Raw genomic sequence first — 22,003 nt, forward strand, 5'->3', positions numbered from 1 at the left:
AGAATCGAAAACGGAGAGGTCAGCTGACCTCTCCGTTCCAAAAATTCTAAAGTAGCCATTGGCAAATCACTCATCACCAAATCTCCAACGCCAAAGACGGGCAGCTATTCTAGAATTTCCCCCTGATACCAAAACGATATTCGCGACCATTAAAGGCTGCAAGATCGTATAAGTTGGTTCCCCTGCCAATGGTCTGAACAGCGGTTGGTTTTGAACCTCCATCCGTAAAATCGGGGATTTCAAGATAGACTTTGAACTCACCACCAAAAATCTTTTTCGGTAATTCATAGGATATCGAAAAGTCGAATTGCCCATATGAGTCATCAAACTGGTTCAACCCAAACTCATCCAGTTCATTAAAAGAGGAGGATTGGTAGCTGTATGATATGCCGATATCGAGGCCATGGGCATCGTAATAGAGCAACGCATTCCCAGTAATTTTTGGTGAGTTGAAAAACGGAACCCTGCGCATAGGCAAATCTTCAAGAAATTGCGCATCTCCAAGTAAAACATTCAGGTCGGTAAAGGAATCGTACCGTCCCACGGGAAGCTGTGCATTACTGTCGGTAAGTGTAATATTGCCATTAAATCCGAAATCCTTCAGGAAGCCGGTTGCCCAGTCAAACTGATGGTTCACTCCAAATTCAATTCCTTTAATCGTCGCAGTACCGCCGTTTTGTGGTTGTAGAAGCGATACGTCGATAAGATCCGCCCCAGGCCCGGTAAGAAATGCTGAAAGCCCACCAAATGGTGCGAACAGCGCCACGGTATCTGGGCTAAATTGATCCGTCAGTGTAGTCAGAGCAATATCTGCATCAAATGTACCCACTGGTTCATTGTTGATGAAAATGAAGTTATTAATCCGTTTGTGGAAAAGCCCAACAGAGATCGACGTGCCAGGTTGCGGATACCACTCGAGGCTCAAATCAATATTACGCGATCGGGCCGGTTTCAGGTTCGGATTGCCCTGTTCAATATCAAGGTCGGTTGAACTGGACACTCTGATGTTACCGACTGGAAGCCCTCCTGCAGCTACAATGTCAGCCACTGATGTCGCATTCAGCAACGTTGGCGCATCATCAATGTTGATATCAAAATCAATCTCTCCCGCCTGGCTCAATTGGCGTAGTGAAGGCCGGGCCAGAGAATAGCCAAAGCCGCCTCTCAAAAAGAGGTTGTCGGTAATCTCGTATCGCGCATTCAGCCGCGGTAGAATTTGCGTATCAGTGTTTCCAGTATTGACCGGCGCAAGTTGGTCACTAAGACTACCTTCGTTCAATAGCGGAATAAATGTTCTGACGCCGTTAAGAGGCGCTCCCCGATTATCTAAAACGATCCGTGCCGTCTCGATCCGTTGCGTGGTGTCATAGCGACCCTTGTAATGTTCGACACGTACACCACCAACCAACAGGAACTTGTCCGATTCGAATTCTGCCTGAGCATAGCCAGCCCAAATTTCTTCACGCAGATCTCGGATCGTAAAATTACTGGGTGCCCGATCATCAACCGTATTGTTAAAGTTGGATACGATGCTTCTGAAGCCATCGGGATTGATGCGCGGAATACCTGTTATGGGGTAACCTGCAAGCGGATCGCCAATCTTGGCCAACGAAACAAATTCGTTCGTATTTAACAGATCATAGTCTCCGAATGCCACATCATCGTCCACGGAGTTATTGACCGGGCTGAATGTTCCATCTCGTCCGACCCTGCCATCACCAAATGTAAACCGTCGGGAGTTGGTCGTCGTGTCGGAACGTTCATATTTGGCACCGAATTTTACGGTTCGGAAACTCCCAAGTTCTAAATCGTACTCGCCATCAAACCGAAATGCGTAACGGTCGTTATTATTGTCATCTACCTGCTGGATATCAAACAGTTGAGATTTATAACTGTTGTTCACATCTCCCAGAGCTTGTTGGAACCCGGGTATGGTCAAAACACCAAGATTTGGGGATGGGATATACCTGCTGGCAAAAGTGAACGGTGCAAACTGTTGGGCAGAGGTAACGGGTACAGACGCATCCCTACCCCGGAATATGTTCCTGATGGTATTGTTCTGTCTGAACTCGACCTCTGAATCAGGAGATTTGTTTTCTTCTGTCGAATAGCTTGCCAGATAGTCCAGTCTTAAACGGCCAAAATCTGATTTTCCGCGGAGATAAACGCTTGCACTTGTCCGTTCACGATCGGCAATTTGCAAACGAAAACCTGTTATCGAAGACAAGTAATCAGTCCGCAACATACCGTCCGGCCGCAGTGAAAAATCTTCATCCTCGGCTGAGAAATCAAATTTATGAATATCCTGATCACGTGTCTCACGATTGAATCTACCGCCCAGTGTCAATTTCGTGCTTGGCGATACTTGCCAATCGAGGCTGCCTGAAATGTTGAACGTGTCTCGAGTCTGATCATTGACCGAATAGGACTGTCTTTGAAACGCCAAGTCATTGGTTGAATATTGGCCGGGAAGCAGATCGTTCAAAAGCGTGCCTGCATCCAGATAGTCATCATCAGGGGTAGTGTCCCCTCCAGCAAGATCTGCCGCGTTTTGCGCGTTGTTGAGGGCGATAAGGTCTGCGGCTGTGATGACCTGCCCGTCTATCGATCTAACCTGCGAAAACTGAAATGGTTCAAGGTCGGAAGAGTTTATTCTGTAGTTCAGCGTTTCACGACGGCGGAATGAAGCTGAGAGATTTATGCCAAAATCGTCACTGAAGATTTTTGTAAACCCTGCGTTGACTTGGAAACCTTCGCGACTGTTAAAATCATAAGCACGCCCTTCCACGCCAAAAGTAAACCGGTCTTTGCCCCGTTCTAGTGCAGTTTTTGTAATAATATTGACGGCGCCACCGATACCTTCGCCTTCGTCTTGGGGCAGGAGCGATTTTGCCACACGAAGTTCAGCAATATCATCGGCACTGATCCCCTCCAGGCCTACACGCCGGGTACCATCATTGCCCGAAGTGCCAGCATTAATGCCGTCAAATTGAATATTGTTCAACGCGGAATCAAGGCCTCGGATCGAGATATTCGTACCATCACCGGTATTGGAATCACGTTGGAAAGAAACGCCTGGAATTCGGCCCAGGGATTCAACCACATTATTGTCCGGCAGACGGCTGGACTGTTCCGCTGTGATCGTGTCGATGATTTGCTTTGCTTCCTTCTTTTTCGCAATTGCAGTGACTTGATCGAGCTTTCGCCCCGTCACAACAATCGTTCCATCCGAATTTTGAACCCGGCCTGGCGACCCTTGATTTGCAGTACTAGAACTCTGCGCCTGAAAACTCGTCTTCGTCAAACCAACAAGACCAGGCTTGCGACGAATGCCTATCGTCCGGTCATTAACGTACAAATATTCAAGTCCCGATTGTCGCAATATCCTATTCAGCGCCTCGCGTTCCGTTAATGAGCCGGAAATGGGGCCAGCGCGCAGACTTTTTGCATCATCAGAGTAAAATACAATCTGTTTCCCGACCTGTTTTGCAAAACTGTTGAGGGCGGATTCCATCGATTGGGCCGGAATACTGATCTGGATTCTGTTTTCGTTAGCCGCCGCAATTGCCTGCTGTGCGCCGGCGACGAAGGCCACGTTGATTGCGATCAAACTTGAAACTCCGAGCAGTGCAGCTTTCACTTTTTTGGCTCCGGATGTGGCCTGTGATTGTTTTCTTGTCTGATACATCGTTTGATACCCCCTCATGATCCGGCGCATCTTTCTCATTGAATGACGCCTACCACCAAGGAGCGGTACGGTTCCGTAAAATGGGTACGAATTTTCAAAATTATTTTAAACTTTTTGATTCCAAAGACATTTTGTTACGGTGAAATGCCATGTTAGCATTACAATGCGAAAAAGAAGTGATTATTAGTACCCAATTCTCTGTTCGATTGCACTCTACTGTAGGAGTGGCAAAAAGTTGCCAGGCATCGCGCAGTGCCTGAATGAGTATTTTGATGTTAGACGGGAGGGGGATAGATGATCAAGAAATCAGCACCAAGTTCCACGCCTGATCCACGTCTCACTAGCAGCTTCACAGAATACGCGCCGAAGTTGAAGCGCTTTTTGGCCGTAAGGCTGGGCAATGACATTGATGCTCAGGATCTCGCGCAAGAAGCCTATTTCCGTTTGTGCCGCGTCGCCGAACCGGATTTAATCCGCGAACCCGATGCCTACCTTTTTCGTATTGCATCAAATCTGGCAAATGAATTTTTGCAAAAGAAAAACAAACAGCCCTTTACCGTCGATATCGACGCTGTCGGCGAAACGATTGAAGAGAAAGACGGCGCAACCTTCGCTGACCAAATTGACCAAAGAGCTGAAATCGCCGAGCTCGCAAAAATACTCGATCAATTGCCACCGCTTTATCAAGCGGTGTTGTTGCTCAGAAAACGAGATGGCTATTCGCATCGTGAAATAGCCGAAAAACTGAACATCTCTCATCACACCGTACACAAATATCTCAAACGTGCGCTTTTGCGATGCCGCACTTTGTGGATGGAACTGGAATCATGAAGACTGCACTTGAAAATCCGAAAATAGCTGAAGAAGCTGCCGATTGGGCGATATCTATTGATGCTGGTGATTTTTCCGTTGCCGATAGCGAGGCGCTTGCGCTGTGGCTCAAAAAATCGCCACTTCATATTGATGAGTTCCTGCTTGCTGCCTCCCTGTTTACAGGAATGGATGATATCAAATCCTGGAAACGCCTGTCGGTTGAAGAGTTGCTGGAGAATATCGCACCTGATGCCATCCCGCTAAATCGACATTCGAAAAGTCCGGCATTGAATGACAATGACGAAATCTTTGCCAGTCGAAATCATCGACGCAAGCCAATGCTCTACGGGATGATTTCAGCTGTGGCATGTTTACTGCTGGTTGGCACGTTATGGTTCAACAATTCGGCTAGTATCGCGCCCGCAAGCGAAACCGAACAGGCAGGGCTATATGCAACCGCTTTGGGCGAACAGAGGTCTATTGCGTTGCCCGACGGATCCATTGTGCATGTAAATACATTGTCTCAGATCGAGGTGGATTTCACCAAGGAATTGCGCGTGGTAAACCTGCTGCGAGGCGAAGCCATGTTTGAGGTGGAGCACGATCCTGATCGGCCATTTCAGGTTTTGGCCAATGGGACAGTCGCAGAAGCTATAGGCACAAAATTCAATGTGCGTGTGACAGAGGCCGGTGCAAAAGTTGTTGTTGTTGAGGGCAAGGTTGCCGTTGAAGCTGATCAAGAAAGCAAAGCAGTACCCGGATCTACAACCGAGCAAATCAGCGGCGCTGTAACACCATCGCGGTTGGACGATGGCCGAATACTGCTTACCACGGGCCAAGAGATCAATCTGGGCGTTTTACAAAACCCGGTATTTGCGCCCGTAGCAAATGTTGCCGCTGCTACATCGTGGCGCAGTCGACAGCTTTCATTTGAAGGTGACAAACTGCAATCAATCGTCGGTGAGTTCGGCCGCTACAATGCGCTGAAGATAAAGATAACGGATGCGAAGCTGGCTAACACGAAATTCTCGGGTGTCTTTGATGCGGATGATCCGGAGTCATTTGTTGAATTCCTGAAACTCACAGGGGATGTTTCAGTACAAAAAACTGGACCAAATGAAATTATGCTGAGGTCGATAGACGGGCGCTAAACTCTTCTACGTTTAGATAGTGACCCATATTGTCGACCATCTGAGCGCAAACACCAAATGGGATCATCTATCCATAGCTAGTGAACATTCGCGTAAGACAGACGGGCAAGCTTTTCTTTTGCGTCTAAAACGGACGTTAGATAACGATTTGTTATTGCCTGCGGGCTTTGACCTTCTCGATGAGGAGATCAAAAATGCAAAACCATACTAAGGACATTCAAAAACTCTACCAAAAGCACCGCTGAAACAACAAGACTTTTGGGCCATCAGAGTTCAATTGAAATTGGCAAACCGAAAACGCAGTCTGGCTCTTTTCAATCTTGCAATTGATAGCAAACTTCGAGGGTGTGACCTTGTAGGTTTGAAAGTTAGCGATGTTCGCACTGGCGATGAGTTCCAAAGCCTAGTCAAAATCATTTAACGAAGAACCAGAAACGCTGTCCGTTTTAAATTCTAAAACACACACGAAACGGCCTCGAACTTTGTTGTTCTCACCCCAATTTATCTCCCTATGATTGGCTGTTTCCATCGCAAATAGATAGGTCAAATCATCTTTCAACACGGCAATATTCCAGAATTGCAGCGAACTGGTTTAGATCAATAAGTCTTCCAAGCTGAGCTTGTGCTATTCATTCATTGAGGCGGACTAACGCAACGCTGATCTATCGGGAGATTGGAAATCGAAGAGCCGTGCAACTGCTTCTAGGTCATTCCAAAATCTATAGCACTGTTAAATATCTAGGTGTCGAAGTTGAAGATGCGCTAGCACTTTCGGAAAGCGATGTACTTTAGCGTCCGCTTTGGGCGCAAAAAGCGGACGCATGAGTTAGTTGATGCGGCTAGCAGTCAACCTTCATTTGGCATTGACGATTGGATTTATTTTGAATTTATACGACGGGCTGCATTGAGTTGCTTTTCAACAGTCGAGATAATCCAGAATATTTTGTCCGGACAAAATATTCTAGACCTTCCAAAATCACTGCCATAGGTGTTAGATTCAGTTCAACAGCCGCTCAGACAGCGTCTGTGATCTGCATTTGCGGCCTATAAAATGAAATGCCGAACTTGAGAGGATATTTTGTGCGCCCATCACTACTTCATAAATTTTCGTTTCTAACGCTGATCTGTCTGGCTTCTTGTTCGGCAGCTCAATCTCAGATAATTCACGATAGTCCGGTGCAATCCGATATCATAAACACACGTGATTTCGTGTCAGGCCCATTTGGCCAGGTCCATGTTCGGATGGCAAAACCGACAGTGCAAACCAACCAGCCACCGTTGATATTGTTTCACCCAACGCCTTATTCCGGGGATTATTTTGTCAAATATATGCGGCTAATGGCACGGGACCGAATTGTGGTGGCGATAGACACACCGGGATATGGGGATTCTGACAGGCCCACGGAACTGCCATCGATCAACGATTACGCGGCGTCTGCTGGGGCAGCAATTGATGCGATGGGTTTTGGCAAGGAACCGATTGATCTTCTTGGTTATCATACTGGAGGATTGATAGCCGTTGAGCTAGCTGCAACCCGTCCAGACACAGTGCGCCGATTGGTTTTACCCGGGTTTCCCTTCTTTGCCGGAGAGGATAGGCAAAAGGAATATGAGGAAAATGTAAAGCCGGACCCGGTGGAAGCCGATGGCTCGCATCTGTCGAAAAAATGGGAGTTCTCAAATATCGCTGCGCCTGCCGGACTGAGTCTGGAGCGCGGGCAAGAGCATTTCAACGATTCCGTCCAATGCTATCCTCACTGCTGGCAGGCCTATCACGCGGTTTTTACTTATGAGACGGAAAAACAACTCCAGAAGGTTGCGCAACCTGTATTGCTCATTACCATTAATGGCAGCCTGAAAAAAGAAACGGAAACAGCCCGCAAATATATTTCCGATTCGACGCTGGTTCATATTCCAGAAATAACTTTAGGCGGCTTTGACCTGTTTCCTGAAAAATATGCAAAGCTGTCCAGAGATTTTCTAAAAAAAGAGAAATCAGATAATGGCGGCACCAAAACATCGGAGCTAGCGTCCGCTTTCAGGATAAAGCGGATACCATCGGAACGTCTGAAACTGGGGCGCATTGCAGACATTAATAGTCAAAAAAACGAAAGACTGAAATTGGGTTGCTTGCAGACCAACAACCTTCCTATGTGCATCGTCCACTTTTGCGACTGAAGCGGTCGTTTGGCATCAAACCTTGAACGTCAAATCGCGACTAGAATTGTATTGTGTTTCGTTACCTTAAGAATCTGATCGAACGTCCAAAAGCACATCCCATTCCATGACTAAAACGCGCCCCTATCCGGATGGTTTCTGGACAGCAACCCGCGCATCTTCAGGGCCGTGTTGCATTGCTGTGCAATGCTGCCCGCACCACCCCTTCATGCGGGGTTTCCCTCATTGTAATTCGGTGCAATCCAGACTCCAACCGGACCTTTCGGGGCTTAGTCAAAGGGATGGTCCCTTGGACGAACAAAATAGCTTCGAAAGGCACAATCCATGAAAAACACAGTCACACTCGTCGGCTTCGTAGGCAACGATCCAGAAGTTCGGGAAACCAAATCAGATGCAACGATTACCAACATTTCCTTGGCAACAACCCGGTCCTACAAGGATAGCGAAGGTGAACGTCAGCAAGATACCGAATGGCACCGCATCACCTGCTTCAACGGCATCGGAAAATGCGTTGCCGAACATGTCACAAAAGGTGCCATGATAATGGTCTCAGGACGTATCCATTATACCAAGTGGACAGACGATAAAGACGTTACTCGTTACGGCTGCGAAATCATCGCCGAGCAGGTTGATTTTCTTTCCAAGGCGAAAGCAAAATCTGCTGACTAAACGCAACTGACATTGCAATTTTCCAAGGCTCGGTAGCATCCGCTACCGGGCCTTTTCTTTTGTCTAATTAGGCTACAATGAAAAACGGTCGTTTCGGATATTCAAAACGGCATTTTTCCATCCTGTCTTCCACCGTCAAACCGCGCCGCAGTTTGCATGAACAAGATGGCTATTTGTTACCAGATCACCTTTTGATGAGAACAAACCTCTTTCAAAAATCCTATCCATCAGACGCCGGATCGGCTATGAAGTCCGCCGGTAACGGGGAGAAATGAGTTCTTTTCGTGACCAAGATCGTTAAGATCATAACATGTCCGAATAGGGAACAACAAAGTGCACACCGTACGCAACGGAGTTGCAGAAAAGAAAGCAAGTTTTTGATTTAGTTGATGTTAAATCTAGCAATGGCGATGCAGTTCGCCATGCTGAAACAGACCATAAGGTCACCAATACGACCTCTATTGAGGCACTAAATACTACCTCAAAATCATCCCAGAACGACTCGCAAGTCGAGCGCATAAAACTAACCGGCCACACAGCAAGGCGGAGGGGTGATGGCAGCGAGCGGGTAGTTTGGGACACTCTCTATCCCGGATTTGGTCTGCGATTTCGAAAGAGCGGTCACAAGACGTGGATAGTCAGCTACCGGCAGCGCAAGATCAGACGGACAGTGACCTTGGGCAGCGTTCCGGCAATGGCTATCAAGGAGGCGAGACGCGAGGCTCGGCGCATCCTTTCTGGGGTTCAGCTAGAGGGACTGCCAACGAGGCCCAATGAGCAGGTCAAATGCGCACCCTTGTTCCGTGATTATGTTGAGGAGTTCTGGGCCGACTATTCACGTCACTGGAAACCGTCCACAGCAAAGCGCAGTCGAAGCAGTTTGAAGCTGCAACTGATCCCGTATTTCGGTGACATGACGGTTGATGCAATCCGCAAGACGGACATTGCCCATTTCCGTGATGGCTTGTCGGATCGGCCCGTTGCTTTCAACCGCGCCATTCCTGTCATGTCGGTGATGATGAAATATGCCGAGCAATTGGGATATCGCCGTGCTGACTCCAATCCGTGCCGGGGAACACCGCGCTACAAGACAAAGCTGATGGAGCGTTATCTTTCACCAACAGAATATCGCCGACTGGGAATGGCGCTGGATAAATATCAGAAGCGCTATCCCGAACAGGTCGGCATCATCCGGCTATTAATGCTCACAGGCGCGCGGTTTGGGGAAATCCAGTCGCTGAGATGGGAATATGTCAAACCGCCGCGATTGATGTTGCCAGACAGTAAGACCGGCGCAAAGACCATCTATCTCAACAAACAGGCGCAGAGTATTTTGGAGGCGCTGCCAAACAAACGCGACAGCGGTCTGATATTTCCCAGCCGGATCAAACCGGCAAAGCCGGTTGGAATGAGTTTAGCCTGGGACAAGATCAGGCATCATGCCGCCATTCCCGATGTTCGGCTTCACGATCTGCGCCACAGCTTTGCTTCACTGGCGATCAGGGACGGTATCTCGCTATTGGTAATTGGCAAACTGCTTGGACACGCTTTGCCCGAAACGACAGCGCGCTATGCCCATCTTGCCGACGAGACTGTTCAGGAATCTGCCTCGCGGGTTTGTTCGTCAATTGCTTCTGCGATGGGAGTAAACCAATGACCGCCCATAGCCTTGCCCGTATCGTCTCGGAAGAACTTGCCGCCATTGGTATTGTCAAATTCAAAGGGGGCAACAGGCTAGGGCGACCGCGCCGCACCGTCTGGTCATTGACCTTGCCCGGATTTGGCATAAGATATCATGGATCAGGCAAAAAGGTCTATGTCCTGCAAACAACAATGGCGGGAAAGCAGCGTCTGGTTACGCTTGGCAACGCAAGCATCCTGACCAAGGCCGAAGCCATTGATGTTGCCAAGCGCATCCTGCTCCGAGCGCATGCCGGAGAAAATCCCGCCGAAACCAAAGCCCGTGTCCGATCCGCGCCAAGCTATGCCGTGTTCCTTGAAGAATATTGGCAGAAAGCCAAACCGGGATGGAAGCCGCTCACGCTCCGCACCCATGACGGATATCGAAAAAACTATCTTGATAGCGCCTTTGCCGGAAAGTTTATCGACGAGATCGACAAGGCCGATGTGCTGAAATGGTTCACCTGGGTGAGCGACACCGGCGGACCGGGAGCGGCCAACCGTGTCATGTCGATATTGTCAGCCGCAATGACCAAGGCCGAGCAATGGGGATATCGGCTTGACGGCTCCAATCCCTGTCGCGGTATCAAACCAAACAGGCGGCGGACTATTGAATGCTTCCTGTCCAATACCGAACTTGCGCGACTGGGCAGGGCCTTTGAAAAACTGCAATCCGAATTTCCTGTTCAGGTGACAGCCTTAAAGGTATTGGCGCTAACTGGTTGCAGGCGAAGTGAAATCCTTCGCCTTACATGGTCGGAGGTGAGGGGAAACAGATTGTTGCTGACGGACAGCAAGACAGGACCACGCACGGTTTGGGTTGGCGATGAAGTTCGCGATTTGCTGGCAGTATTGCCGAGGCGACCAAAGCAGCAGAACGTATTTCAGCTCGACAATGACATCGACATCACAGGAAGTGTTTCTCGCGTGTGGCGTAAGGCGCAGGACTTGGCGGACCTCAGGCACGTCCGCCTGCATGACTTGCGCCACAGCTTTGCCAGCCATGCTGCGGCAATGTCGGAGACCTTGCCGATGATTGGGAAGCTGCTTGGTCATGCGAGTGTTCAATCGACAGCGCGGTATGCGCATTTGGATGATGGGAGCGTGTTGGAAGCGGCGGAGCGGGTTGGGTGTTTGATAGACAATGCGGTTTACGACATGAGTCTTTAGGCAGGAAATTGTTGGATCAAAACCAACCAACTCCGTGCGCGATTGGACTGATCGTACGGCATTCTCAGGGCGTTGCACGTGAAAAATAAGCCATTTCCCGGTTTCGGTTATTCACCGTTGCCGAACTTTGCGTCCGCTTTGCGCCCCAATTTCCGACCTTCCCATGCATTCCGCGATATCCCGAAAGCGGACATCGGAGCAAGATTGAGAGCGACCGATTTTGCGATGCAATTGACAATTCCGACTACTGCCCCACATGACAAAAGAGAAGTAACGGCATTTCGGACGCCCGCTATTTTTTAAAGGGGCTATTTCTGCGACAGGTACCCGAATTATATGCTGCAACAATAGAGCCATTGTCACCCCATCATCAATCTGCCGAGAGATGCGCTGAAACTACATTGTGCAGAACCTTCAAGTGGCTCATTGACGTGGCAAAATGGCTTGATCACGGTTGCACAAGCACCATATTTATTGCGACAGCGAAAGACGATCCTTCAAGGGCTCTTCCTCGCACCTGAGCCACCCGGATTCGGAATTTTTATTTCAGTACCATGGCATCAAACTAGTCGGCAAAATGCATGGGTCTTCATTCAACCTCTCCAAAAGCGGGATAGTAAAAACAAAATTTTCGACTATGTTTGACGAATGAATAAACAAGCTCAACAAAAACAGAAGCGATTTCACCCTGATGTCAGGCGGTCGATGTTTCTTGACGAGGCAGCAAAAATTGTCGCCAAGAAAGGAGTTGCGGGTCTTTCACTGGAACAAATTTCCGTAGAAGCCGGCGTCAGCAAATCTCTGATCTATAAATATTTTGATAGTGTAACCGATCTTCTTAAAGCACTCCGTAAACGCGAACTGAAAGAACTCCGGAAATTGAGGATCGCAGCCGTAGAGAAAGCTGAGACCTACGAAGAGATGGTTCGGGGCGTGACCCATGCCTATCTTCTCCATATAGAAGAGCGAGGCTTGATTCTCGAACGGCTCCAATCGGAACCCAGCGTCGTTGATGATGATGATCAGGCAAACTGCCAGCGACGTGAAGCGATAAGTTTTCTAGCTTCGCGGACGGCGCAATATTTCGATTTGCCACTTGATCTAGCAAAGGTGGCTGTGGAGGTTACCTTTTACATGCCGGGGGCCGCCGGAAACTGCATGTTGCGCGGGGAAGTCGATCGGGCGTTATTAGAGGAGATTACCGTTTCTATGATTATAGGGGCGGTCACACAATTGCGGAACGACTATTTCACTCGGCTACGGAAAGCAGAGCGTTGATGCAATCCGGAGACGCCCGTTCAGGCTTCGCAACAAGCTATTTGAAGTGCAGTCAGGGATGTCAATAGTGTTGAAACCGGTATGCCTCCCGCCGTCAGCAGAGGCTCTTTTCCTCTGAAAGAGCCACGGCTGCTGGCCTTATTTTTTAGATTTGGCAAGCGCGTCGTAAACCGTTTGCCTTAGTTTCATTTGCAATTCCAAAGTCATTCCTTGCGTACCGGCAGCAGGAATTTGTTGCGCCATCAGAATGCCAACAATTTCCTCTTTCGGATCGATCCAAAAAAGAGTGCTAGCAAAGCCCCCCACCACAATTCCCCGGGTCCTGTTCCTTTCAACAAGTAAGGCGCCGGGTTCTCCGAGACAGCAAATCCATAGCCAAATCCGACACCCTTCAAAGGCAAGCCTGGACCCAGATTGATGTCGGGCGATGCAGCAGGCAAATGACTTTTGCTCATAGTTTCAACCGTCGAGGGTTCAAGGATGCGTACACCATCCAATTCGCCCTTGTTCAGGATCATCTGACTGAAACGATAATAATCCGAAGCAGTGGAAACCAGGCCTCCGCCACCCATTAGAAGCGGAGGAAGTTTGCCCGACAAGCCTCCGGTTTCATTGTCGTCAAAAAGAACCAGATTGCCGTCTTTGTCGGTTGTGTAGAGATCGGCAAAACGATCCAGTTTTTCGCTGGGCACATAGAAACCGGTGTCTTTCATATCAAGAGGTTGGGAAATATTCTTCTCGATGTAATCGTGAAGTGTATCTCCGCTGATAATTTCAATCACGCGGCCAAGGATTGAGATCGAAACCGAATAGTTGAACGTCTCGCCCGGCTGCGCAATCAAAGGAATCTTTGCAATCTTCTTAGAAAATTCATCTAGAGACATCCCGAGCTGCATATAGTTGACAGCTTGATATTGTTTGTGAACGGCAGTTTTTCCTATGATACCATAAGTCAGGCCTGCGGTGTGGGTTAGCAAGTCCTTTATTGTGATGGATCTGTTGGCCGGAACGGAAGTAATCGCACCGTCTTCAGTCTCACTGAGATATACTTTTAGGTCTGAAAATTCCGGTATATATTTTTCAACCGGATCATCCAGATTCAACTTTCCACGCTCGATCAACTGCATCACCGCCGTCGTGGCAATAGGTTTCGTCATTGAATATATGCGTACGATTGTATCGGCTGTCATCGGAGCATCGGCGTCAATGTCCCGCTGGCCCATAGAGCTAAAATGAACAATTTCACCTTTATGGGCGACCAAAGTCACAAAGCCTGAAACCCTGCCAGAAGTAACATATGGCTCGAGCACGGTTTCGATCCCCGCCAGCTGTTCCTCACTGAGCCGTTCGCTTGATTGAGGCGTCGACGTTTTAGGCATCTGCGATTGTGCCAAGGCTGGTTGATATCCGGTGACCATCAGTGCGGCGGAGACGGACAAGATAATCCCCACGTTGCCGATTGATCGCCTTTTAGAGTCTGCGATTCGCTTAAACATTTCTATTTCCTTTAATCAGCAATTTTTATCAGAACCGTTTGCGAACTGTGGCGCCGAACGTTCTTGGCTCGTTCGGGTATCCACATACGGAACCAAATTGGAGAGGGCAGCCAAACCCGCCTGTAATAAACTTGTCGTTGAAAATGTTCCTGCCCCAGAACGTGACGTTGATGTCGTTGGGGGTCGTGAAGCCAAGTGCGCCATTGACCCGATGAGAGGCGGTATCAAAGCCTGTTGTATCGATCAGCGCCTGCGTAGCAGGATCGTCGGTAAGCGCAGTGCTGGAAGTATATTGATAGTCGGCACGAGCAAAGATACTCCATTCATTGATTTCCGTTTGATAGCCGATCCGCGTCGATGTCGACCATGTGGGAATGCCGGCGGGACGTACGCCGCTCAAATCGCCAAATGGAGATGTGCTGAAGTCAGAATAAACCGGATCAAGTATTGTAGCTGCAACACCGAAGGTAAGTTCATCCGTAACATTCAAATTTGTATCGATTTCTATGCCCTGGGTTGATTGCTTGCCGGCGTTGGAAAGGACGACATTCTGGCCATCGAAGGTATTAGACTGAAAGTCTTTGATTGATTGATCAAACAAGGTGAGATCAAAAGCCAAACGATCAAACAGCAATCCTTTTAAACCGACTTCAAAAACACGCGAACTTTCTGGCTCCGCAAAGCGCGTACCAGGTTCGAGATTTATGACCGCTTCCCCTGCCGCAAGAAGTGTCGCCAGATCAGTAGGTGTAGGCCGGGATTCCCTAGAAAGATTCCACGATGTCGCCTTCCAGCCAGTCGAATATGAAGCATAGATGTTGATGTCGTCCGTTACCTCATATGCAGTGCGAAGCGTGTAGGTCAGCTTGTCATCCCGCGTTCTGCCATCTTCAACCGAGTTTGGAACGCCCTGAAGCACTGGAAAAAACTGTAGTGCCGCTGCGCCACCCAGTGCGGCGGAAGGCAGCAGAGAGAAGAGATCTGTGTTTATCGAAGAAAGCGTCACATCCTTGGAGTCGTGTGACCAGTTTAGTCCTACGGTAAAATCCAATCGATCGGTGATATGCCAATCAACGGTTCCAAAGACTGAAAATGCATCATTGTCCTGAGTGAAGCTATCATTGGATCCTCGACCAAGTTCGCCGATCGAGCCTCCAGGTAGGCCAAACAATCCCTCGACGAAAGAAACGGTTGCTCCACCACCATTGCCACCAAGAGCGAGATCATAGAACAAGCGAGAATCAGACGGGAACAATGGTCGGGAATTGGACTTCACTTTTTCGGAAAAATAGAATGCACCGATCATCCAGTCGACCGGTGAATCGTCATAATCAGACGTCAGCCTGACTTCCTGAGTAAATGTTCTAAGCGATCCGTCTCCGACAGCATCGACCACATCGAAACTCGTTCCGTCGCTATCTGTCCGGGATGCAAAGTCAACAGTTCGGTAGGCGGATATCGAAGTGAGCGAGATGCCATCAAACTCATGATCGACATGAAGCGATACCCCGCCAGTTTCCAAATCTGCCGTATTGTCGAAATTGGCAAAAACCGTGTAGGAATAAGGGTCTTCGATAACAACATCGCCAAATGTGCTAAACGCACCAAGTGTGCTGAATGTTCCTGTCGGAGAGCCCCCGGCTAACAGATTCGCAGATATACAACAATCTTCGCTAATGTCGTCAAAGTCACCTATTATCCGAACGGACGTTCGGTCATTTGGCTCCCACAACAATTGGCCGCGCACGCCCCAACGGTTCCTGTTGTTCAGGTCACCTCCGGTGAAGAGATTTTCTGCATATCCGTCACGGCTGTTGTATCTACCGGAAACACTGAACGCCAGCGTGTCGGAAATTGGCCCTGTAATGTCTGCGCCCACGCGAAAAGCATCATAATTGCCGTATGTTCCCTCGACGGAACCTCCCCATTCGAATTCCGGTTTCTTCGAAATGAAGGACACCACACCCGCCGAGGCATTTTTGCCGAACAGGGTTGTTTGCGGTCCGCGAAGCACTTCGACGCGCTCCAGTCTTGGAAAGTCTGCCAGCGCTGCGCCCGAGCGTGAACGGTAAACGCCGTCAACAAATACGCCTACCGATGACTCCAACCCTACGGCGCTCAAGCCGTTGCCAAAGCCGCGGATGAAAAAGCTGGTGCTGGTCGATGCCAGTCGCTGATTTGCGGAAAATGATGGTACCAAAGATTGAAGGTCAAGGATGTCTTGTATTCCGGCTTGCTCGATTGCCTCGCCACTGACTACAGAGACTGCGACGGGGGTGTCCTGTAGTGTCTGCTCCCGCTTCGTTGCAGTTACGATGATTATGTTTTTGGAACGCTTTTCGCTATCTGCCGAAGAGCTTTCATTCTGTGCCCAGGCCGGGGTGGCAAATAACGCTAGCACGAGTACACCTGCAGTCGATATGTAGGCAAATCGCGCGCGCCGCTTTGGATTGTTCAACACTCTTTCCTCCCATTCCGGTTTTTCCGGTCTCATTTAGCGATTGTTTCACTAATTATATTATAGTAGAATTATGATATAGATAATCATCTCATATTCAACCCTATAAGATTTTTAATCGACAAAAATTTAATTAAAGAGGTTTGGGCAATGGAATCGACGGCGCTGAAGACGTCAATAGAGCCGTGGCGCGGGAGCTCGGGAAGTAGGCTCACAGCAATAAAAAATCAGGAATGATAGCCGATCATAAATATGATTTAGGATAGCCTTCAACGTGATTGCCTGTCATCAGCGGTCTGCTGACTTCCAATTTTTCTGATGGCATTTGCCAGCAATCTATCTCACCAATTTTTAACCCGAGGAAAAAATTCAATGTCCAACCAACTGTTTTCCATGCTCGACAAAATCTGTGTGATTACGGGAGGCTCTCGCGGATTAGGAAAATCCATGGCTAAAGCATTTCTCATTGCAGGTGCCAAACGAGTCTATGTCACTGCACGCAACGCAGATGAATGTGCACAGACTGCCGAGGAGTTATCGGCACTGACCGAGAGCGGTGAATGCATTGCATTGCCTGGCGATATGAGCAGCCTCGATGAAATCAAGGCTTTTGCCGACAGCCTTGAGGGCGCAGAAAGCCACATTGATGTGCTGGTAAACAATGCCGGGACGGGCTGGGTTGCGCCGATCGGTGACTTTCCCGAAAAAGGCTGGGACAAGGTGTTGGATTTGAATGTGAAAACCCCGTTCTTCCTCACACAGCAGCTTTTGCCGCTGCTCAAAGCAGGCGCCACAGCTGAGGATAGAGCATCCGTGATCAATATCGGTTCGGTCGCAGGGTTAATGGGGAATGCCGGCAGCGGTTTGAGCTACAGTGTTTCCAAAGCGGCTATTCACCAACTTACCCGAAACCTCGCAAATCTACTTGCAGACGATAATATCCGGGTCAATGCCATTGCGCCCGGCCGGTTTCATTCGAAAATGACGAGCCTAGTCGAGCAGGACAAAGAACAATATGATCACGAAATCAAAATGATACCCCTACATCGTTGGGGACATGATGAAGATATCATGGGTCCCGCTCTGTTACTGGCAAGCAATGCAGGCGCATTTATTACCGGAGAAGTTATAACAGTCGATGGCGGGAGTACCGTGATTTAGCAAATGAGTAGCAATTACCTCGGTTTGTAACCGGCATTGCCCATTTCGTTACGACCAACGACCATGTGATGGACTTCGTCTGGGCCATCGGCGAGCCGCAAGGTTCGCTGACCGGTATACATGCCCGCTAACGGTGTCCATTGAGAGATACCGGTTGCTCCGTGAATCTGGATGGCCTCATCGACGATGCGGCAAACGATTTCAGGTACATAAGCCTTAACCATGGAAACCCAGACGCGCGCTTGCTTGTTGCCCATGACATCCATTGCTTTGGCAGCCTTGAGGACCATTAGACGCATGGCCTCAATATCAATACGCGCTCGGGAAATCACTTCAAGATTCTTGCCAAGCAAAGCCAAAGGCTGCCCGAAGGCCTCCCGGCTACCGCCACGGTGAACCATCAGATCCAATGCTTTTTCAGCAACGCCGATGGAGCGCATGCAGTGATGAATGCGGCCCGGCCCAAGGCGAAGTTGGGATATCTCAAAACCGCGTCCTTCACCTAGCAGAATGTTTTCTTCCGGCACACGGACATTGTTAAATTTGATATGCATATGACCATGCGGTGCGTCGTCTTCCCCAAACACATGCATTGGGCCCACAATCTCCACACCCGGTGTATCTATAGGCACCAGAATTTGGGATTGCTGTGAGTGGGATGGGCCGTCCGGATTTGTCCGAACCATGGTGATCATGACTTTGCATCGTGGATCACCGGCGCCCGAAATATAGAATTTCTCGCCGTTGATCACCCATTCGCCTTTTTCCAGTACCGCTTCCGTCCGGATATTGCGCGCATCCGATGATGGGTGTCCCGGTTCCGTCATCGCAAATGCCGAACGAATTTTCCCTTCAAGCAGGGGGACAAGCCACTCTTGCTTCTGTGCAGTCGTACCAACACGCTCAAGCACCTCCATATTGCCGGTGTCGGGCGCGCTGCAGTTCATGCACTCGGATGCGAGCGGGCTGCTACCCAACACACCGGCGATGAAAGCATAGTCCAGATTCTTCAATCCTTCGCCAGATTCTGCGTCAGGCAGAAAGAAATTCCAAAGCCCTTGTTCCCGCGCCTTATTTTTTACGCCTTCAAGCAATTCCAGTTGGCCCGGGGCATAGCTCCAGCGATCCTCACGGCCTTCACCCATGGCATAAAATTGCTCCGTGATCGGATCAACTTCCTCAACAACGAAGCGTTTGACTCGATCATATAGAGCCCGTCCGTCGTCAGACATGCGCAGATCATTCAATTCAGAATCATTAGGGTCATGGGTCATAGTTTTTCCTTACCGGGGGCTTGCCAAATTGAGAGATTTGGTAAGCTACTATCAAAACACGGTTTCTATTTTAGTTCACATAGTAAGTATATTATCTTTGGAAAAATGGCAATAGCAGAAGGATTCTGCTGATTATCACGGCATAAGGTACATTTTTCGAAGAGAAGTATAAATTTTATAGTTCACTTGTAAATTATAAATTTGAAGATTCACATTCATTGCGAAGCACGCTAATGTTTGAATATGTCTGCAAAACAGCTCAGATTTTATTCTCGATTGCAAATTGCTGCGCATGTGCTCAAGAAAAGGTCAGACCGCCAATTGCTTCAAGTTGCCGGCGTGACGACCGCTCAAATGTCTGCTTTGGTTCTTATCAGCGCCGAAGAGACAATCACACAAACCATGTTGGCGAAGGCACTGGGGCTGAATGATTCGGCCATTACTGCGATGGTGCGGCGATTAATTGACCTGAAAATGGTAGAGAGAATTCGAGATGGAAATGATGGTCGCGCCTGGTTTCTAAAATTGACCACGTCTGGGATGGAAGCTGTCGAAAAGGCGAATGCCGTGACTGAAGAAACAAGTGCTGTTGTTGATGAACTGCTAGGTGCAAAAACGATAGTCACAGTCGTCGCGGCGATGGAACTGATCATAAATGACTCAGATTGACACTCGTCCAGATGATCTGGTGCATCCGATAGGTGACGAATTGTCTGGATTTCTATAGTGGAAGCCGCAGCCGACGACACACTCTTACTTCAGTCTTGAGAGTAGCTTGAAAAAGCGTTTAGTTTCTTAATTCTCTCTGTTTTGCCAACTCAGCAACGATTTCAGCATGCTTTTCCTTCGTGAGGGAATAGCGGGAAATTGTAAACAGCGCTGCAGCCCAGAAAGATGTCAGAATAATGACGCTCGCAATGCCCAGTGAATCGAGCGTTTCCGGAGGGATTGAACTGACATCGGCCGTTTTCGGAAAGCTGATCAAATCAAGAGTAACGCCAGCAACAAAACCTCCTATGCCCGAGGTCGCCTTGCCGGAAAAATTGATGGCCGAGAAAAACAAACCTGACTGTTGCTTGCCTGTTGCCAGCTCATTCTGGTCGATGGAATCGGCAACCATCGAGATCGCGGTGATCATCGAGGCGATAGCGAAATAGGTCAAGACCATGGACTGGACAAACACTGCGTAAAACGAAGCTTGTCCACCGTCATTTGGCAACAGTCCAATCAGGCTTAAGATGACTGGCAATGGGCCCGCAATCATCAGTACCGAAGTGGCGGTCACGATAAGGCGCCTCTTTCCGAAGCGAGCGGTAATATATTTAATACTGGCAAAAAGCAGCAGCGCGGCCACCGCTCGGCCAATCAGAAAGGTGGACAGATTGTCAGTCGAGAAACCCCAGAAATATGTATATATGTATAGATCGGTGACTTCCCGGAATCCGTTGGCGATCGCTGTAATCAGAACCGCAATGAACAATACAAGAAATGGCTTGGTGCTGAGTGCGGTCTTGATGTCGTCAAAGAAACCAGCGAACGAGATGCCCTTTGATGGCGGTTTTTGAAGTTTCGGGATCAAGTGATGCGTCCCGGCGGTACAGATCAGAATAGCGGTGATCATAACTGCGGCGCCAAAAAGCGCATAGTTCTGGTATGCTGATGGATCAAATCGTCCGTCGGAGAAATTGCCCGATGGGGCAAAAATCACGGAATAGGCGAAATATCCCACACTGATACCGCCCAGCCATCCGAAGAACATCCGAAAGCTTATTAGAGATGTCCGTTCTGTATAGTTTCTAGTCATTTCGGCGACCAGCGAGATTGACGGAACGGAAAAAAGTGTGATGGAAGATCGAACCAGAACGGCAAAGACCAGCATCCAGCTGAAGGTCGCCGTCTGTCCCATATCTTGCGGCGGATTGAACAAGAGTATGAATGATACTGCTAACGGAACTATGGATGCGTACATGAAGGGATGTCGTGATCCCCATTTCGTGCGGACATTATCGGACCAATAACCGATTGCCGGATCGCTAACAGCATCAACAACGAGCGAGATGAGTATAACCGTACCAGCAAGAGTGCCAGACAGACCGATTATCTGAGTGTAATAAAACAGAAGGAAAATGTCGAAGGCATTCTCCTTGGTTGCGAGTGCGGATGAACCAGAGCCAAACGCAATCTTTGTGGGGATGGTCACCGCCCGCTTTTCCTCACCCACACCTATCTCCTCGACTATGAAATCGCAATGTTAGGGGAGCTTGAAACTGCACCCATATTCAGTCTTTGCTGACTATCATCATTAAGTGCTTGATCATTTGGCCCGCCAACTTTGGAGGGGGTGAAGTCGATGACGTCAATATTTATGGGCAAGGAAAGTGACCCATGCAGAGCGGCCCAAAGAAGCTGGGCCAACATTTTTTCGTCTCCCTGAATGATCCGACCGGTATGCTGGCCGTCGACTATTGCCTCGCTCAAAAACTCGAAAAATGGTTCGGTGTCCAAGGCCCTTTTTTCCGGTTGTATTGATGTGTCCGGGCGAACCAGCAGAAAGATCCCTCTAAAAACCTGATCCTGCTCCTTTGCAAAATTTGCATATGATTCGAGCAGGCGCTCAATCCGTTTCAAGGGATCGCCCGTTGTTTTAGCGATCTTGGACATTTCCATACGCAATTCATCAACAGGTTCCTGCCAGAGCGACCGCAGCAGGTCCGAAATATTCTCGAAATATTTGTAGATCGTTCCAACTGATATGTCGGCTTCATTCGCAACGGCCCGCACAGTCAGTGTTCTGGGATCACCACCTTTGCAAAGGGTCGCGGCCACATTTCGAATACGCTCACGCGTTTCTTGTCTTTGTCTTGGCGTTAAATTTGGGCGCGGCATATTGCATTCTCTTTGCAGTGAAAAGACGCGACCGTTCTCTTCGAACTTAAACAAAAAAGAACCGTCGGTGCTCACCAGTAAACCAATTTCCTATTGACATT

Annotated in this window: 16 protein-coding genes and 1 pseudogene; 10 read left to right on the forward strand and 7 right to left on the reverse strand. The window is 48.9% G+C overall.

Annotated elements, in window-relative coordinates:
- Positions 1-109 precede the first annotated feature (109 nt).
- Positions 110-3,727, reverse strand: a complete 3,618-nt coding sequence (locus tag ACZ1GS_RS00675; RefSeq protein WP_472696586.1) for a TonB-dependent receptor — start codon at positions 3,725-3,727, stop codon at positions 110-112.
- 255 nt (positions 3,728-3,982) lie between these two features.
- Between ACZ1GS_RS00675 and ACZ1GS_RS00680 the strand changes: the two genes are divergently transcribed.
- Entirely contained in the window at positions 3,983-4,519 is a 537-nt protein-coding gene (locus ACZ1GS_RS00680) for an RNA polymerase sigma factor (protein ID WP_472696587.1), read from the forward strand.
- Positions 4,516-5,652, forward strand: coding sequence for a FecR family protein (locus ACZ1GS_RS00685; protein WP_472696588.1), 1,137 nt, complete (start codon positions 4,516-4,518; stop codon positions 5,650-5,652). Before ACZ1GS_RS00680 ends, ACZ1GS_RS00685 begins: the two co-directional genes overlap by 4 nt.
- Before the next feature lie 403 nt (positions 5,653-6,055).
- Here the strand turns inward: ACZ1GS_RS00685 and ACZ1GS_RS00690 are convergent, their stop codons facing one another.
- A complete protein-coding gene (locus tag ACZ1GS_RS00690) occupies positions 6,056-6,214 on the reverse strand; it encodes a hypothetical protein (RefSeq protein ID WP_472696589.1) in 159 nt (52 codons plus the stop codon).
- Between the two features lie 680 nt (positions 6,215-6,894).
- Between ACZ1GS_RS00690 and ACZ1GS_RS00695 the strand changes: the two genes are divergently transcribed.
- The 6 genes and pseudogenes from ACZ1GS_RS00695 (at position 6,895) to ACZ1GS_RS00720 (ending at position 12,627) form a co-directional block, all read left to right on the forward strand.
- Complete coding sequence (locus tag ACZ1GS_RS00695) at positions 6,895-7,830, forward strand: alpha/beta fold hydrolase (protein ID WP_472696590.1); 936 nt, start codon at positions 6,895-6,897, stop codon at positions 7,828-7,830.
- Between the two features lie 324 nt (positions 7,831-8,154).
- A complete protein-coding gene (locus ACZ1GS_RS00700) occupies positions 8,155-8,499 on the forward strand; it encodes a single-stranded DNA-binding protein (protein ID WP_472696591.1) in 345 nt (114 codons plus the stop codon).
- Positions 8,500-8,854: 355 nt separating this feature from the next.
- A complete protein-coding gene (locus tag ACZ1GS_RS00705) occupies positions 8,855-10,156 on the forward strand; it encodes a tyrosine-type recombinase/integrase (RefSeq protein WP_472696592.1) in 1,302 nt (433 codons plus the stop codon).
- Positions 10,153-10,449 (forward strand): annotated as a pseudogene (locus ACZ1GS_RS00710) (integrase arm-type DNA-binding domain-containing protein); the annotation flags it as partial. The gene ACZ1GS_RS00705 and the pseudogene ACZ1GS_RS00710, both read left to right, overlap by 4 nt.
- 39 nt (positions 10,450-10,488) lie before the next feature.
- Complete coding sequence (locus ACZ1GS_RS00715; RefSeq protein WP_472698043.1) at positions 10,489-11,349, forward strand: tyrosine-type recombinase/integrase; 861 nt, start codon at positions 10,489-10,491, stop codon at positions 11,347-11,349.
- A gap of 648 nt (positions 11,350-11,997) precedes the next feature.
- Complete coding sequence (locus tag ACZ1GS_RS00720; protein ID WP_472696593.1) at positions 11,998-12,627, forward strand: TetR/AcrR family transcriptional regulator; 630 nt, start codon at positions 11,998-12,000, stop codon at positions 12,625-12,627.
- A gap of 242 nt (positions 12,628-12,869) precedes the next feature.
- Here the strand turns inward: ACZ1GS_RS00720 and ACZ1GS_RS00725 are convergent, their stop codons facing one another.
- Positions 12,870-14,123: a serine hydrolase domain-containing protein gene (locus tag ACZ1GS_RS00725; RefSeq protein WP_472696594.1), complete on the reverse strand. Its 1,254-nt coding sequence runs from the start codon at positions 14,121-14,123 to the stop codon at positions 12,870-12,872.
- Positions 14,124-14,151: 28 nt separating this feature from the next.
- On the reverse strand, positions 14,152-16,581 hold the full coding sequence (locus tag ACZ1GS_RS00730; RefSeq protein ID WP_472696595.1) for a TonB-dependent receptor: 2,430 nt from the start codon (positions 16,579-16,581) through the stop codon (positions 14,152-14,154).
- A 372-nt stretch (positions 16,582-16,953) separates the two neighbouring features.
- Here ACZ1GS_RS00730 and ACZ1GS_RS00735 point away from each other — a divergent pair, with 372 nt between their 5' ends.
- The gene (locus ACZ1GS_RS00735) at positions 16,954-17,742 is read left to right on the forward strand and encodes an SDR family oxidoreductase (protein ID WP_472696596.1); all 789 of its coding nucleotides are present in this window, start codon (positions 16,954-16,956) and stop codon (positions 17,740-17,742) included.
- Positions 17,743-17,756: 14 nt separating this feature from the next.
- Here the strand turns inward: ACZ1GS_RS00735 and ACZ1GS_RS00740 are convergent, their stop codons facing one another.
- Positions 17,757-19,016: an acyl-CoA dehydrogenase family protein gene (locus tag ACZ1GS_RS00740; protein ID WP_472696597.1), complete on the reverse strand. Its 1,260-nt coding sequence runs from the start codon at positions 19,014-19,016 to the stop codon at positions 17,757-17,759.
- Between the two features lie 243 nt (positions 19,017-19,259).
- Here ACZ1GS_RS00740 and ACZ1GS_RS00745 point away from each other — a divergent pair, with 243 nt between their 5' ends.
- Entirely contained in the window at positions 19,260-19,685 is a 426-nt protein-coding gene (locus ACZ1GS_RS00745) for a MarR family winged helix-turn-helix transcriptional regulator (protein WP_472696598.1), read from the forward strand.
- Between the two features lie 118 nt (positions 19,686-19,803).
- On the opposite strand, the gene ACZ1GS_RS00750 is transcribed toward ACZ1GS_RS00745, so the two are convergent.
- Together ACZ1GS_RS00750 and ACZ1GS_RS00755 are read right to left on the reverse strand one after the other, a co-directional pair.
- Entirely contained in the window at positions 19,804-21,237 is a 1,434-nt protein-coding gene (locus ACZ1GS_RS00750) for an MFS transporter (RefSeq protein WP_472696599.1), read from the reverse strand.
- Between the two features lie 14 nt (positions 21,238-21,251).
- Positions 21,252-21,977: a TetR/AcrR family transcriptional regulator gene (locus ACZ1GS_RS00755; protein WP_472696600.1), complete on the reverse strand. Its 726-nt coding sequence runs from the start codon at positions 21,975-21,977 to the stop codon at positions 21,252-21,254.
- Positions 21,978-22,003 lie beyond the last annotated feature (26 nt).

The organism is Parasphingorhabdus sp. W113 (genome assembly GCF_055693205.1).

Coding starts and splice junctions, on each gene's coding strand:
- ACZ1GS_RS00675 (WP_472696586.1), bottom strand. CDS start 3,727: ATGAGAAAGATGCGCCGGATCATGAGGGGGTATCAAACGATGTATCAG.
- ACZ1GS_RS00680 (WP_472696587.1), top strand. CDS start 3,983: ATGATCAAGAAATCAGCACCAAGTTCCACGCCTGATCCACGTCTCACT.
- ACZ1GS_RS00685 (WP_472696588.1), top strand. CDS start 4,516: ATGAAGACTGCACTTGAAAATCCGAAAATAGCTGAAGAAGCTGCCGAT.
- ACZ1GS_RS00695 (WP_472696590.1), top strand. CDS start 6,895: ATGGCAAAACCGACAGTGCAAACCAACCAGCCACCGTTGATATTGTTT.
- ACZ1GS_RS00700 (WP_472696591.1), top strand. CDS start 8,155: ATGAAAAACACAGTCACACTCGTCGGCTTCGTAGGCAACGATCCAGAA.
- ACZ1GS_RS00720 (WP_472696593.1), top strand. CDS start 11,998: ATGAATAAACAAGCTCAACAAAAACAGAAGCGATTTCACCCTGATGTC.
- ACZ1GS_RS00725 (WP_472696594.1), bottom strand. CDS start 14,123: ATGTTTAAGCGAATCGCAGACTCTAAAAGGCGATCAATCGGCAACGTG.
- ACZ1GS_RS00735 (WP_472696596.1), top strand. CDS start 16,954: ATGTCCAACCAACTGTTTTCCATGCTCGACAAAATCTGTGTGATTACG.
- ACZ1GS_RS00740 (WP_472696597.1), bottom strand. CDS start 19,016: ATGACCCATGACCCTAATGATTCTGAATTGAATGATCTGCGCATGTCT.
- ACZ1GS_RS00745 (WP_472696598.1), top strand. CDS start 19,260: ATGTCTGCAAAACAGCTCAGATTTTATTCTCGATTGCAAATTGCTGCG.